Source organism: Hyphomonas sediminis, from assembly GCF_019679475.1.
Lineage (GTDB): Bacteria > Pseudomonadota > Alphaproteobacteria > Caulobacterales > Hyphomonadaceae > Hyphomonas > Hyphomonas sediminis.
On record NZ_JAIEZP010000001.1, the window covers coordinates 1,487,506 to 1,501,145 of the forward strand.

Sequence of the window (13,640 nt, forward strand, 5' to 3'; positions counted from 1 at the left end):
CTGACCACCTCGGAAGGAACAACGCCATGCGCCACCAGATTGCACACCGCAAGCTCAACAAATCGACCTCGCACCGCAAGGCGATGTTCGCCAACATGGCCGCCAGCCTGATCGAGCACGAGCAGATCGTGACCACGCTGCCGAAGGCCAAGGAAATGGCCCCGCTGATGGACAAGCTCGTTACGCTTGCCAAAAAGGGCGACCTTGCTGCCCGCCGTCAGGCTCTCTCGACCGTTCGCAACGAAACGGCTGTCCGTAAACTCTTCGAAGTTTTCGGCGACCGCTACAAAGACCGTAACGGCGGCTACACGCGCGTTCTGAAGGCTGGCTTCCGCCACGGCGACAACGCGCCGATCGCCGTTCTCGAACTCGTCGACCGTGACGAATCGGCCAAAGGCGCTGCTGACAAGGCACGTCACGAAGCTGAGCTGGAAGCTGCTGGCGAATAATCGCCCGCCAGATATCCTCCTAGGAATTCAGAACGCCCCGGTCTTCGCGCCGGGGCGTTTTGTTTTGCGAATGATCCCGCTGTCTGGAGGCGCGGCCCGCAAAAACTGTCACCCAACCGCGATAGGCGCAGTCTGATCCACTGCTGGCCAATCCCGGAGACAGCCTCATGAACTACCGTCACTTCCTGCCGGCAACAGCCATTCTGGCTGCGCTGAGCCTCCTCAGCGCCTGCGCCTCGGCGCCTGTCGAAACTGTTGCGCCCGTTTCCGCGCAGGAGGTCGATACGACCTTCACCATTGCCGTCATTCCGGACACGCAGAACTACACCGACTACACCCACCAGACCGCCGAAGGCTTTCCTTTCGACGCCAGTGACCTGTTCCTCGAGCATATGGGCTGGATCGCGGAGAATCTCGAAAGCCAGGGCGGCGATATCGCTTTCGTTACCCATGTGGGTGATGTCTGGCAGCATGGCACGCTTCCGATCGATCCCGATCACGTCGCCCGCGGCCTGTCGGCGGTGCCCAACCCCATCTTCGACGCGCATCTCTCGCCCAGCGACAAGGTGAAGAGCGTCGAGATGCCCAAGGCGCGGGAAGGGTTCGGGCTGATCGCCGGCAAGACGCCATTCTCCGTCGTGCCCGGCAACCATGATTACGACGCCACCTGGACCGATTCGAAATTCCCGCCGCGCGCCCTGACGCCAGCTGAGGTTGATCCGGCCGATCTCTCCTCGCTCGGCATGCTGCATGCGGGCGGGCTCGACAATTTCCGCTCGGTGTTCAATCCGGAATCGGCCTTCTTCAAGGATCAGCCCTGGTATGTTGCCTCCCATGATGGCGGGACCGACAGCGCGCAGGTGTTCGAGGCGGGCGGCTATCGCTTCCTGCATATTGGCCTTCAGTTCGATCCGCCCAGCGAGTCGCTCATCTGGGCCTCCTCGGTCATCGATCAGTTTGAGGGCCTGCCCACGATCGTCACCACACACGATTTCCAGAACCGGAAAGGGGAGCGCCTGCCGAGCCCCGTGGTCGACAGCTATGCCGCCGATCCGGACAAGCACAACACCCCCCAGATGGTCTGGGACAAGTTCATCAGCCAGCACGACCAGATCTTCCTCGTCCTGTCGGGCCACCAGCACGGCCAATCCATGCGCGTCGACCGGAATGCCGCCGGCCATCAGGTCTGGCAGATCCTTGCTGACTTCCAGGATCGCGGCCAGACGGCCAAGGATGCCGGCCTCGTTTCTGCCTGGCCTGTCGGCATCGGCGATGGCTGGTTGCGCCTGATGACGTTCGACCTGGGCGCCGAAGTCCCCAGCGTGAAGGTCTCGACCTACTCGACTCACTACAGGAAATTCAGCCGCGACCTGCCCGAATACGCCGCCTGGTATCGCGGCCACGAGCAGCCGGAAATGACCGACGCCGAATTCCACGACGCGGATGACTACACCATCCAGCTGGATGATTTCCGTATACGGTTTGAAGAAGCCGCACGCATTTCGAACTGACCGGATCAAAATATTTTCTGATGAATATCAACAGGCTCCGGACAATTCTGTCCGGAGCTTTTCATTTTCTGCTTGACGGTTTCATCCGGCTCAATCATACGGCGCCTCCATTCAGCAACGGAGAGACCCGATGTGTTATCGGTTCCCATTTCAGCCAAGAGAAGTCGCGGCCCCGGCAAGGGGTGCAGCGGGATTCTGCATGGAGGTTGCTGGATAGGAACTGCACTGTCAGTTCCGGACCCTGACGGGTCTTATGCCGCCCTCCGCGCGTTTCGCCCGGAGGGTTTTTTCTTGTCTGAAATCCAAAGGGGCCGTGCGGAGGGCTTGATCAGGAGGAGCTTCAGGAGTGAAGCTGAAAGACAATGAGCGAGTTTGAAGTATTCGAATCCTTCGCCGGTGGCCGCATCAAGGCCTGGGTGAAAGGCGTTGAGGTGGAAGAGGGCGCGCGCGAGCAGCTGGAAAATGTTGCCGGCCTGCCGTTCATCCACTCGCATCTTGCCGTGATGCCGGATGTCCATTTCGGGCGCGGCGCCACGGTGGGTTCGGTCATCCCGACCAAGGGTGCCATCATCCCGGCCGCTGTCGGTGTCGACATCGGTTGCGGCATGATGGCGATCCGCACCAGTCTTACGGCGAACGATCTTCCCGATAGTCTGTCGACTGTCCGTTCAGAGATCGAACGCAAGGTTCCGGTGGGCAATGGCCCGGGTGGAAATCACAAGGAAACCCCGGCGCGCGCGGCAACTGCCCTGCGTAATTCCGGGCTGAGCGAGCGTCTCGACAAGGTGCTGGCAAAGCATCGCCGCATTCAGCGCACGATGTTTGCAAAGCAGTTGGGAACGCTCGGCGGAGGAAACCACTTTATCGAGCTGTGTCTTGATGAAGAGGCGCGCCTCTGGGTGATGCTCCATTCCGGCTCACGCGGCACGGGGAATATCCTTGGAACCTACTTCATTCAGGAGGCCCGCGAGGCGCTGGAGAAGCGGGTCCTCGGCTATCACGTTCCGGACAAGGATCTCGCTTTCTTCCTGGAGGGCGAAACCCTGTTCGGAGACTATATCGAAGCTGTCGGTTGGGCGCAGGACTATGCGCGTCTCAACCGGGAAGTGATGATGGACCGTGTGCTGATGGCCATGCGCGATTGCCTCCCGGCTTTCACGCTGGAAAAATCGGCGGTGAACTGCCACCACAACTATGTGGAGCGGGAACACCATTTCGGCTCCGATGTCTGGGTCACCCGCAAGGGCGCCGTGCGCGCCCGTGAGGGGGAACTTGGCATCATTCCGGGCTCGATGGGGGCAAAGTCCTTCATTGTGCGCGGAAAAGGCAATGCGGAAGCGTTCTGCTCCTGCTCGCATGGGGCAGGGCGCACGATGAGCCGCGCCGAAGCCAAACGCCGGTTCACCCTTGAGGACCACCTCGCCGCTACGGCGGGCGTGGAATGCCGCAAGGATGTTGGCGTCATCGACGAAACGCCGATGGCCTACAAGAATATCGACGCTGTCATGGCGGCGCAGTCCGATCTTGTGGACGTGGTTCACACGCTGAAACAGATCGTCTGTGTAAAGGGCTGAAGCGATTTCGCTTTAGCCTGCCTTGACAGAATGTCGCGGCGCTGACATTACGCAATCTCGTCTTGCCAATAATGATCCGTAGAAGGATTTGTATTGGCGCCATGAATGGAAACCAGAATGAAGCAGAGTAACAAATCCTGTTCCTGCTCCTCGTTTTGCCGGGGAGCGCTGTCTGCCGCCCCCGCGCGTTTGCCGGTGGTAGGCTGACCTCGAAACTGTAACTTGATCCGTGCCCGCTGCGCCTGCGCGCGCCGCTGGCAATGTGTGAAGGAGGTGGATCATGGGCACGCCCATGGCCCTGCCGGTGCTTCTGGCTCCAGGCCAGTCGCAGCCGGTCACGCCCCTCATGGCCTTTCTGGCCGGGGAGCATGCCGAAGTTATGGCGCGCGTCTGGCCGGCGCCGCATGAGGAATTCTTCATGCTTCCGGCGGCGCGCCGTCATGCGGCGGCGATACTGGCGGCGCGCGGTGGCTATACTGCCGAGCGTCTCCAATGGCTGGCCACGCGGGCGCGCGATGGCGATCTGGCGTCGGCGATTTTCGGCGCCCATGCGCCCGGCGGCGTGATGAAAGCCCTTGCCCGTATGGGAGAGGTTCTCTGGCCGGCGCCGGCATACCGCACCTTTCAGGACCTGTTCCTGGAAGAGGCGGCGCAACGCCTGATCCGTCACATCGCGGTGCTGCGCGCCGATATGCTGGCGGTGATGGCTGTCCTCCCGCCACTTTTGCGGCAGGCTCCGATCCTTACCCGTCTGGGGACGGATCAGTCTGCAGCGGCGGATCTAGCGGCGGCTTTCGCCATGGCGCTTCGCGTCCGTGGGGAAGAAGCAGCCGGGGACATTGCCCAGCGCTTTGGCCGGGCGAAAGGCTGGCGCCCGCTGTTCGAGAAAGCACAGCTGGTGATCCAACCGCTTGCGCTGGGTCCGCTCCTGCCGCCGCCGGAGCTGCCTCAGGATTTCCAGCCGGTTCGCCGTCTGGAGATGCTGTCGAATGTCGCTCTCGAATTCCGCAACTGCCTGCGGGATTATGTGGCCGATATCGCGGCAGGCCGCATGGCGGTCTGGGTGTGGCGCGGGCAGGGCGGCCCGGCGGCTGTTGCGCTCCGGCGCGACGCGGCGGGCTGGCGTCTGGCTGAAGCGCGTGGCCGCGACAATGCTCCGCTTGCCGATGAAGCGCTGATGGAGATTGTGGCGGCTGTCCGGGCAGCCGGCGCGCGCACGGGCGAGTCCTGGGCAATCCTGCAGCGACGCCTGGAGGATCGCATTCACCAGGCGCCGGAGGATAATATCCCCCTTCCGGCGCCCGGTTGGCGGGATCAGCTCGCGCTCGGCTGTCTCTGGGATTGACGCGGCGTCAGCGCCCCGGATGGCAACATCCGGGGCGTCTTGCTTTGCAGGCGCGGTGATCCGGGTTACTCTGCCGGCAGGGAACAGGAGGAAACAACAATGGCCGACGGACACGAGATCGAACCGCGCGCAAAATTCCGCGAGATGCTGGAAGGCTCAAAGGAAGACTGGGACATCATCGCGGAGCATTCTCGCCACTTCAACAGAGGCCTTGCCAAGCGCGTACTCGACCATCTGAGACTGCTCGATGGCGATTACGGCGGCTTCCCGGTGGATCGGCTCACCCACTCCCTGCAGACGGCCACCCGCGCCCATCGCGATGGCCGTGACGAAGAGTATGTGGTCTGCGCGCTGCTGCATGATATCGGCGATACGCTCGGCAGCATGAACCATCCCGATGTCGCCGCCGCGATCCTCAAGCCCTTCGTGTCGGAGCAGAACCACTGGATGGTTGCCAATCACGGCATGTTCCAGGGCTACTACTTCTTCCACCATCTGGGGCTGGACCGGAACATGCGCGATCAGTTCCGAGATCATCCGTACTTTGAGTATACTGCCCAGTTCTGCCACCTCTACGACCAGTCGGCCTTCGACCCGGAGTATGAGAGCGAGCCGCTGGAATTCTTCGAGCCGATGGTGGAGCGGGTCTTCTCGCGACCGAAAAACTCGATGTATCTGCGCAAGACCGAAGAATAGGATCAGACGGCGGCCATGTTGAAATTTCTTGTCCTGGTGGCGCTCATCCTGGCCGTCCTCTATTTCTTTAACTGGTATAATCGCCGCCCGCCGGGAGACTGGCGCCGCGGCGATGATGGCGATGACGCGCCCGGCCCCACGCCGACGCATCGGCTTGGCCTCGATTCCGGAAATCCTCCGGACACGGAACCTGAAGCGCCCCCGCGCGAAACTGATCCGGCAGGCGACAGCCGCCGCGACGGCTAGGCCAATCGCTTAGTTTTCTTCGGGCGGTCCGCATTCGCCGGGCGTGTCGACGCTGACGCCGGCGGCCTGCGCGGCGCATTTGTTGCCATAGGTTTCCCCGTCGCAACCGCACACCGGCGCATATTCATACGTGCACATCTGCGGGGGGTGCATGCAGATGCCGGCGGCGTCAGCAATCGTCCGGCAGGTGCCGTCATCATAGAAGCAGGTCAGCCCCTCGGCGCACTGGATGCCGGCAATCCCGCCGCACATGCCCCCTTCGCTCGCCAGCGGCCGGCTTGTCGGGGCCGGCTCAGCATCCACCCTTTCCGATTCCGGCTTTTGACTGGCAACGCAGCCTGCCAGCAGCAGGGTTGTCGCGGCAAAAAGAAAAAGGCGCATGGCGTAACTCCGTTTCCGGAGCGCAGCCTGCGCCTCTTCCAATGTCTTTGGCAAGCCTTGCGGGCTTATTTTGCCGTCGCAGCAGCCACAGCGGAGAAGATGTTCTGGCCGTGCTCACCGCCGGATTTGAAGGCCGGGCGGGTGGTGTTCACGTCGGTGATCTGGTCCCACTTCGCAGCCACGGCTTCGGCCGTCAGGGCCTCGCCAGCGCCAACGAACACGCCAGCGGTTTCCACGATGCGGGCCATCGAGAAGGCGCCGGCGCCAGCCGAGAGAACCATGCCCGTCGGTGCGTCTTCCTTCACGAGGTTGATCACGCCCGGCGTCACATATTCCGGCTTCAGCGCAGCCAGCATCTGCTCGGACATGATGTCCTCGGTCATGCGGGTCGCGGCGATCGGGCAGACAGCGTTGATCTTGATGTCGTTTTTCGCGCCTTCGATCTTCAGCGTGTTCATCATGCCGACAACGCCGAGTTTCGCGGCGCCATAGTTGGCCTGGCCGAAGTTGCCATAGAGGCCGGTCGAGGAGGTCGTCACGACGATACGGCCGTAATTCTGGGCTTTCATGATGTCCCAGGCCGCGTGCACGGGCAGGAAGGTGCCGCGCAGGTGAACCGCCAGAACGAGGTCGATGTCCTCGGTGGTCATTTTCGAGAAGGAGCGGTCCCGCAGGATACCTGCGTTTGCGATGATGATGTCGATCCGGCCCCATTTGGCCATCGTGTCGTCGATCATGCGCTTCACGCCGTCGACATCGGAGACCGACGAGCCGTTGGCGATGGCTTCGCCGCCGAGAGCCTCGATTTCCTTGACCACGGCAAGTGCCGCGTCGGAATTGCCGCCCGAGCCATCGCGCGAGCCGCCGAGGTCGTTAACGACGACTTTTGCGCCGCGGCGGGCGAGTTCAAGCGCGTGTGCGCGGCCAAGGCCGCCGCCAGCGCCGGTCACGATTGCTACGCGGTCGTCAAAACGGATCTCTGACATGGGGCATCTCCCTCAAACGGTGGGTTGTGTGGCGGGTGTCACACCAGACGTTCACGTCAACGTCAAGCATGTCCGCTGCGTCACCCCTTGCCGTAGGGGCTGCGGCATGATTGCTGACGCCCTGCGAATAGGGAGGACACCATGCTCGCTTACCTGACCCTCGGAACCAACGACAAGGAAAAGGCCTTCGCCTTCTATGACGCCGTGCTCGGCGAAATGGGCGCCAAGCGCTTCTTTGCGAACGACCGCCTGCAATTCTACGGCGTGGCCCCCGGCCAGCCGATGTTTGCCATCGGCACGCCCTATGAGGGCGCCGCCACCGCTGGCAACGGCGTGATGCCGGCCATTGCCGTGGCCGACAAGGAAACGGTCGACCGCGTCTATAATAAAGCCCGCGAACTCGGCGCCGCCTGCGAAGGCGAGCCCGGCAACCGCATGCCCACCTTCTATGGCGCCTATTTCCGCGACCCCGACGGCAACAAGATCTGCGTCTGCAAGCTGGGCTGAGCCTCTCTCAGGACTGCAACAAGAAAGCCCCCGGTCATGCGGCCGGGGGCTTTTTGTATGGCAACTAATTGCCGAAGTCGGACATTGCCCACCCTGTAAAAAAATGTGAGTGTATTTGCTGTATGTCCAAGCTGACCTTCGAGATTAAGCCGAGCCCGAGCACGAACGACCATGAGGTTCTTGTGCTCGTTGATGGCAAGACGGTGCTCGGTGAAGATCATATGGGCATCGATCCTCGTGAGTTCTTTGCTCAGTTTATTAGTCTCAACACTGATCAACTACTGGTCGGAAGATGCCAATGCGGCACTGTGGGATGCGATGACTACTTCATCGCCGTAGAGACGACCCCCGACTACGTACTGTGGAAGGAACCCAAAGTAGCCTGCTTCGATAGAAGCGAGTATGAAGGTGCCGTGCGCGAAGCATCTAGAGACTTTTCATGGGAAGATGGGAAGCGGCGCGCCGAGCGGCTTACAGAAGAGATACTCGGCGGTCGCCAAACAGAGGATGGCTTTGCGTTTCAGTGGGCGTCGGCCCGAATAGCACCGTTGTTGATGAAGCTTTCGTTCATCAAAGAGGGGCAGCAGAAATTACTTGAATTTGCGTGGGATGGCGCCACCGACGAGAGTGTAGTCGAGGGCGCTAGGCAATTTAAAAGGCAACTAGCCGAGCAGTAGCTCGACGACCACTTAGGCCCAAAAGCGGCCGTCCGCTTAAGCGCCCAGTTCGTTGTGCGGCCGTCACATGCCAAATCCTAATCCGGCTGCTGATCTTTCAGCTGCCCGGCATAAAACGCGCGCAGGTCGCTGGTGATCTGCGCCAGCGAAGGCTCGTTCAGATACATCATGTGCCCGGCCTGATAATAGGTCATCGCCACGCGGTCCTGCGGAATGCCATAGCGGGCAAAGGTCACTTCGGCGTCGAAGAAGGGGGTGATCATGTCGAACAGGCCATTGGCCACCCACACTTTCAGGTCGCCATTGCGGCGCATCGCGGTGGAGAGCTTGCGCCCCACATTCAGATAGCTCGGCTCCCAGTATTGGCCTTCGGGAACATCGCGGAAATTCCAGGCGTTCCCGGCCTCCTCGCTGGAAACCATGTAGGGCCGGTCCATCCGCACACCGAGGTCGTTGCGAAGATACTGGTTCATCAGCGCCGTATAGGCGGACTCGACGAAATAGCTCGACGCATCCGCGTCCGGCGTCTCGGCCACATCGTCTGCCTCATCGCCCGCATAGCGCCCGTCCAGCCGCCCGATGGCAACGCCTTCCTTGCGCAGCAACTCCTTCTGGAAGCGCGGCATCAGGATGCGCAGGTTGGACCGCTCCACATAGTCCGGAGAAAGCCCGGTGAAATAGACCAGCCGGTCGCGGATGTGCGCGCGCTCTGCCTGTGTCAGGCGCTCGCCCTTCCACAGGGCTGGGCCATATTCGTCGCGGGCAAAGGCGCGCGCATCGGCCAGGAACTCCGCCTGCGGAACGCCTGCGCCGGCCTTGCCATGGTATTGCGCCGCCGCCGCCATGCTGGGCAGGTAGGTGATGTAGGAATACACATTGTCATGGGCGGAGGTTGAGCCCTCATAGTCCAGCGCCTGCGAAATCAGCACGAGGCCGTTGAGCGCAATATCCACCTCGCCCGTTGTCATCCGGTGGGCAAGGTAGGCCGCGCGCGTCGTGCCGAAGCTTTCCCCGATCAGGTATTTCGGCGCGTTCCAGCGGTCGTGCTCGGTAATCCAGATGCGGATGAATTCGGCAATCGAGGCGCCGTCGCCTTCCTCGTTCCAGTAATCCTTGTTCTCGCCCTTGCCGATGGCGCGGCTGTATCCGGTGCCCACGGGGTCGATGAACACGAGGTCGGTAATGTCGAGAATGGACAACGGATTGTCGAGCAGGGTGTAGGGCGCCGCGCCGTCATCCTCATCGGCGTCGCTCGCCACCTTCACGCGCTTTGGGCCAAGCAGACCCAGGTGTAGCCAGACCGAGGCAGAGCCCGGCCCGCCATTGAAAACGAAGGAGACCGGGCGCGGCCCCGGCGCGTTCTCGCGGATGTAGGAGACCGTGAACAGGCTCGCGGCGGGCTCGCCGTCTTCGCCCGCGATATAGGTCTCGCCGGATTCCACGCGGTAGGTGATCTTCTGGCCGCCAAAGGTGCCTGTATGGGTCTGCTTGAAGAAAACCGGGTCGGGAACCGGTTTGGCTTCGGCTTCCTTTTTCGCCTCGGCGGCGGGCTCGGGCGCGGCATAGGCGGGCGCCATCAGCGCCATAGCGGCGGCCATGATCCATGCTTCAATCTTCATCTTGTGCCCCAGCCTTTCTGGCCCGTTTGCGGCTGGCGGCGCTCCTGGCCACCAGTTGCTTGATAACAAAGGCAAAACCTATTCCTGCGCCGCGTGGGCGTCAAATGCCGCCTGCGTGCCTGTGGCCGGGCGCCTACAGTCTGCGCGCTGCGCCCGCCGGTCCACGGTTCATTGCCATTCGCGCTTTTCAAGCCTTTCCGTGCCAGTTAAGTCTGATCCCTTGGGTCTGATTTGCGGGGAGGGCTATCGCAACATGCCGGCAGGAATTGAATGGGGCTGGGATAATGCCCGCGCGCTGATCGGGATCGTCCTGATTTATGCTGTGTGCTGGGGGCTCTCGGAGAAACGCAAGCTCTTCCCCTGGAAGATCGTGCTGGGCGCCACAGCGATGCAGTTTGCCTTCGCGCTCATTCTCTTCGGCATTCCCCTCATCAAGGAAATCCTGCTCAAGGCCAATGGCCTGGTCGATGGCCTCCAGAACGCCACCCGCGCGGGCACCAGCTTCGTGTTCGGCTATGTCGGCGACAACGTTGCCGCTGGCGAGCTGATCGGGGGCTCGCCGCCCCCGCTGTTCTTCTTCCAGATCCTGCCGATTATCATTGTAGTTGCGGCCCTCTCGGCCATTCTCTGGCACTGGCACATCCTGCGCTGGATCACCAACGGCTTCGCCTTCGTCTTCCGGCGTGGCATGGGCCTTGGCGGCGCCACCTCCCTCGCTGTCTCTGCCAACGTGTTCATGGGCATGACCGAAGCGCCGGTTCTGATCCGCCCTTACATCAAGGGCATGACGCGGTCTGAACTGCTGATCATGATGACCGCCGGCTTCGCCACCATCGCCGGTTCGGTCCTCGTCGTTTATGGCGCCTTCCTGGAAGGCAAGATGGCAAACCCGCTGCCCCAGCTGCTGGCCGCCTCGATCATCGCCGCGCCCGCCGCCGTCGGCGTTGCCCTTGCCATGATCCCGGAAACCACGCCCGTTTCCGAGCGGATGAAAGATCCTGATTTCAAATACGCCTCCACCATGGATGCCTTCTCCACCGGCGCCACCGATGGCCTGAAGATCGTCTTCAACATCGCCACCATGCTGATCGCGGCCCTGGCGCTGCTCTGGCTGGTCAATGCCGGCTTTGGCCTGCTGCCGAATGTGAACGGCGCGCCGCTCTCCATCGAGCGTATCCTCGGCTGGATCTTCGCGCCCCTGATGTACATGATCGGCGTGCCGTGGAGCGAGGCTTCCCAGTCGGGCTCCCTCATGGGCGTCAAGACTGTGCTCACCGAGTTCGTGGCCTTCCTGCAGCTTGCCGATGTCCCCGCTGAGGCGATGGACCCGCGCACGCGCATGATCACGGCCCACGCCATCTGCGGCTTTGCCAATTTCGGCTCCATGGGCATCCTGATCGGCGGCCTCTCCATCGTCGAGCCTGAGCGCCGGGACGATTTCCTCAGCCTTGCCTGGCGCACGCTGCTGGCGGGCACGCTGGCAACCTGCCTCTCGGGCGCCGTCGTTGCGGCGCTGCCTTACTCGCTGTTCATGGGCGGCTGATGCTGACGCAGCGGCCGGGGTCGCCATCGGCCCCGGCAGCCCCTAGAAAGTGGCGCATGCCGTGGCAATTTCATGCCGCGCAAAGGGAGACCTGCTTGCACCACCGGACCGGACTTGCCGCCCTCGCTGCCGCCCTGCTGGCGCCTTGCGCCCTGGCCGAAATGCCCCAGCGGCTCGAGCCTGTCGAAGTCTATGGCGATCGTCCGCGTGAGGCCCCGGGCGCCCGCTCCGTGCTGGACGCCCAGCTCATCGCGGACACTGCCGCCGACCGCCCCGCCGAAATCCTGAACCAGGCGCCCGCCGTCAACATCCAGATGAACTCCGGGCAGGAACATCTGATTTCCATCCGCTCGCCGGTGCTGACCGGCGGGGCCGGGCAGGGCAGCTTCCTCATCCTTGAGAACGGCGTCCCGATCCGCTCGCCCGCTTTCGGCAACGTCAATTCCCTGATCGAGCCGCATCATGAAATTGCCGACGCCATCGAGATCATCCGCGGCCCGGCCAGCGCCAAGTATGGCTCCAACGCGGTCCACGGCCTCCTGAACTTCATCCTGCCGGATGCTTCCAGCCCCCAATCCCACCGCCTCAGCTACAACACGCTGGACCGCTGGCGCGCCGACGCCTCGGTCAATCTCGGCAGCGCCACCCGCCTCAACCTCTCCCTGATGGACGACGCCGGCTGGCGCGACGATACCGCCAGCCAGCAGCAGAAACTCTCCCTCGTCACCGATGCCTCCTTCGGCGAATGGGGCACGTCCATCTGGCTCGCCGCCTCCAGCCTCAATCAGGAAACCGCCAGCTTCATCCAGGGGCCGGACGCCTACAAGGACCGCGACCTGGCCAAGACCAATCCCAATCCGGAAGCCTTCCGCGATGCCTGGTCGGCCCGCCTCGGCGCGCGCCTCTCCCGCGAGCTTGGCCCCGGCACGCTGACCCTCACGCCGAACATCCACACCCAGGCGATGATCTTCTCCCAGCATTTCCTGCCCTATGGCGGCATCGAGAAGAACGGCCACACCGGCGGCGGTGTGCTCGCGCGTTACGAGTTTGCCCCCACCGGCCCCGTCCAGTGGCGGATTGGCGCCGATACGGACTTCGCCACCGGATACCTGCGCGAGATCCAGCCCGGCCCCCATCCCAGCCCGAACTTCCCGCAGGGCATCCATTACGACTACACCGTCGACACCGCCGTCTTCGCCCTCTGGGCCGAAGCCGACTGGCAGCTTGCCGGCGATCTCCGCCTCCTCGCCGGCCTGCGCGGCGAAACCCATGGCTATCACTACACCACCCGCGCCCCCGCTGGCATCAATGGCCGCTTCAATGTCCCGGCAGACCGCAGCGACGATTTCTCCTTCCTCACGCCCAAGCTTGGCCTCGTCTGGGACCGTTCCTGGGGCGCGCTCTATGCCAATTATGCGCGCGGCGCCCGCGCCCCGCAGGTGTCGGATCTTTACCGTCTGCAAAGCCTCCAGCTGCCGGGCCAGATCAACGCCGAAACGCTGGACAGCCTCGAACTCGGCGCCCGCGGCGCGCTGCTCTATGGCCACCTCACCTTCGATGTCGCCGCCTGGTGGATGGAGAAGGAAAACTTTTTCTTCCGCGACTCCGATGGCCTGAATGTGCCAGATGGCTCCACCCGCCATTATGGCGTTGACGCTGAAGCAAGCCTTCGGCTTACGGATTATCTCTCCCTCTCCGGCAATCTCGCCTGGAGCGAGCAGACCTACACCTTCAACCGTCCCGTGGTCGCCGCGCAGGAGCGGATCGCCTCCGGAAACCTCATCGACACGGCCCCTGAATGGCTTGGCGATGCGCGGCTCGACTGGCAGGCAAGCCCGGCTCTGAAGCTCTCCCTCACGCTGGAACATGTCGGCGAATATTTCATGAACCCCGCCAATACGGTCGCCTATCCGGGGCACACTGTGTTTGGCGCGCGGGCTGGCTATGCCTTCGCCGAAGGGTTTGAAGGCTATGTCATTATCCGTAACCTGACGGATAAAAAGTATGCGGATCGCGCCGATGTGGGATTCGGCAATGAGCGCTATTTCCCCGGAGAGCCCGTCAATGCGGCCTTCGGCATCACGAAAAAATTCTAGGAGGGAACAA

Annotated in this window: 13 protein-coding genes; 10 read left to right on the top strand and 3 right to left on the bottom strand. The window is 62.5% G+C overall.

The genetic code is table 11. The features are described from left to right. The first annotated feature begins 26 nt into the window (after window positions 1-26). The 6 genes from rplQ (at window position 27) to K1X12_RS07520 (ending at window position 5,821) form a co-directional block, all read left to right on the top strand. Window positions 27-449 (top strand): 50S ribosomal protein L17, encoded by a 423-nt coding sequence (gene rplQ / locus K1X12_RS07495; RefSeq protein ID WP_220986990.1) that lies wholly within the window; start codon window positions 27-29, stop codon window positions 447-449. Between the two features lie 167 nt (window positions 450-616). After that, on the top strand, window positions 617-1,960 hold the full coding sequence (locus K1X12_RS07500) for a metallophosphoesterase (RefSeq protein ID WP_220986991.1): 1,344 nt from the start codon (window positions 617-619) through the stop codon (window positions 1,958-1,960). Window positions 1,961-2,322: 362 nt separating this feature from the next. Further along, the gene (locus K1X12_RS07505; RefSeq protein WP_220986992.1) at window positions 2,323-3,534 is read left to right on the top strand and encodes an RtcB family protein; all 1,212 of its coding nucleotides are present in this window, start codon (window positions 2,323-2,325) and stop codon (window positions 3,532-3,534) included. Window positions 3,535-3,814: 280 nt separating this feature from the next. Continuing rightward, the gene (locus K1X12_RS07510) at window positions 3,815-4,879 is read left to right on the top strand and encodes a hypothetical protein (RefSeq protein ID WP_220986993.1); all 1,065 of its coding nucleotides are present in this window, start codon (window positions 3,815-3,817) and stop codon (window positions 4,877-4,879) included. A 99-nt stretch (window positions 4,880-4,978) separates the two neighbouring features. After that, window positions 4,979-5,575 (top strand): HD domain-containing protein, encoded by a 597-nt coding sequence (locus K1X12_RS07515; RefSeq protein ID WP_220986994.1) that lies wholly within the window; start codon window positions 4,979-4,981, stop codon window positions 5,573-5,575. 15 nt (window positions 5,576-5,590) lie between these two features. Beyond that, on the top strand, window positions 5,591-5,821 hold the full coding sequence (locus K1X12_RS07520) for a hypothetical protein (RefSeq protein WP_220986995.1): 231 nt from the start codon (window positions 5,591-5,593) through the stop codon (window positions 5,819-5,821). Between the two features lie 9 nt (window positions 5,822-5,830). Here the strand turns inward: K1X12_RS07520 and K1X12_RS07525 are convergent, their stop codons facing one another. Next, window positions 5,831-6,202 carry a Kazal-type serine protease inhibitor family protein gene (locus K1X12_RS07525; protein ID WP_220986996.1) on the bottom strand — a complete coding sequence of 124 codons (372 nt, stop codon included), beginning with the start codon at window positions 6,200-6,202 and terminating at the stop codon, window positions 5,831-5,833. Between the two features lie 65 nt (window positions 6,203-6,267). Next, entirely contained in the window at window positions 6,268-7,188 is a 921-nt protein-coding gene (locus tag K1X12_RS07530) for an SDR family NAD(P)-dependent oxidoreductase (RefSeq protein ID WP_220986997.1), read from the bottom strand. A gap of 141 nt (window positions 7,189-7,329) precedes the next feature. Here K1X12_RS07530 and K1X12_RS07535 point away from each other — a divergent pair, with 141 nt between their 5' ends. Beyond that, window positions 7,330-7,695, top strand: coding sequence for a VOC family protein (locus K1X12_RS07535; RefSeq protein ID WP_220986998.1), 366 nt, complete (start codon window positions 7,330-7,332; stop codon window positions 7,693-7,695). Between the two features lie 122 nt (window positions 7,696-7,817). Further along, window positions 7,818-8,372: a hypothetical protein gene (locus tag K1X12_RS07540; protein ID WP_220986999.1), complete on the top strand. Its 555-nt coding sequence runs from the start codon at window positions 7,818-7,820 to the stop codon at window positions 8,370-8,372. A gap of 77 nt (window positions 8,373-8,449) precedes the next feature. Here the strand turns inward: K1X12_RS07540 and K1X12_RS07545 are convergent, their stop codons facing one another. Then, window positions 8,450-9,991 (bottom strand): S10 family peptidase, encoded by a 1,542-nt coding sequence (locus K1X12_RS07545; RefSeq protein WP_220987000.1) that lies wholly within the window; start codon window positions 9,989-9,991, stop codon window positions 8,450-8,452. 253 nt (window positions 9,992-10,244) lie between these two features. Between K1X12_RS07545 and K1X12_RS07550 the strand changes: the two genes are divergently transcribed. After that, the gene (locus tag K1X12_RS07550; protein ID WP_220987001.1) at window positions 10,245-11,534 is read left to right on the top strand and encodes a NupC/NupG family nucleoside CNT transporter; all 1,290 of its coding nucleotides are present in this window, start codon (window positions 10,245-10,247) and stop codon (window positions 11,532-11,534) included. 95 nt (window positions 11,535-11,629) lie between these two features. Next, complete coding sequence (locus K1X12_RS07555) at window positions 11,630-13,630, top strand: TonB-dependent receptor (RefSeq protein WP_225907911.1); 2,001 nt, start codon at window positions 11,630-11,632, stop codon at window positions 13,628-13,630. Window positions 13,631-13,640 lie beyond the last annotated feature (10 nt).

Excerpts from the sequence above, each read along its gene's own strand:
- rplQ (WP_220986990.1), top strand. The coding sequence starts at position 27 with ATGCGCCACCAGATTGCACACCGCAAGCTCAACAAATCGACCTCGCAC.
- K1X12_RS07500 (WP_220986991.1), top strand. The coding sequence starts at position 617 with ATGAACTACCGTCACTTCCTGCCGGCAACAGCCATTCTGGCTGCGCTG.
- K1X12_RS07505 (WP_220986992.1), top strand. The coding sequence starts at position 2,323 with ATGAGCGAGTTTGAAGTATTCGAATCCTTCGCCGGTGGCCGCATCAAG.
- K1X12_RS07510 (WP_220986993.1), top strand. The coding sequence starts at position 3,815 with ATGGGCACGCCCATGGCCCTGCCGGTGCTTCTGGCTCCAGGCCAGTCG.
- K1X12_RS07515 (WP_220986994.1), top strand. The coding sequence starts at position 4,979 with ATGGCCGACGGACACGAGATCGAACCGCGCGCAAAATTCCGCGAGATG.
- K1X12_RS07520 (WP_220986995.1), top strand. The coding sequence starts at position 5,591 with ATGTTGAAATTTCTTGTCCTGGTGGCGCTCATCCTGGCCGTCCTCTAT.
- K1X12_RS07525 (WP_220986996.1), bottom strand. The coding sequence starts at position 6,202 with ATGCGCCTTTTTCTTTTTGCCGCGACAACCCTGCTGCTGGCAGGCTGC.
- K1X12_RS07530 (WP_220986997.1), bottom strand. The coding sequence starts at position 7,188 with ATGTCAGAGATCCGTTTTGACGACCGCGTAGCAATCGTGACCGGCGCT.
- K1X12_RS07535 (WP_220986998.1), top strand. The coding sequence starts at position 7,330 with ATGCTCGCTTACCTGACCCTCGGAACCAACGACAAGGAAAAGGCCTTC.
- K1X12_RS07540 (WP_220986999.1), top strand. The coding sequence starts at position 7,818 with ATGTCCAAGCTGACCTTCGAGATTAAGCCGAGCCCGAGCACGAACGAC.
- K1X12_RS07545 (WP_220987000.1), bottom strand. The coding sequence starts at position 9,991 with ATGAAGATTGAAGCATGGATCATGGCCGCCGCTATGGCGCTGATGGCG.
- K1X12_RS07550 (WP_220987001.1), top strand. The coding sequence starts at position 10,245 with ATGCCGGCAGGAATTGAATGGGGCTGGGATAATGCCCGCGCGCTGATC.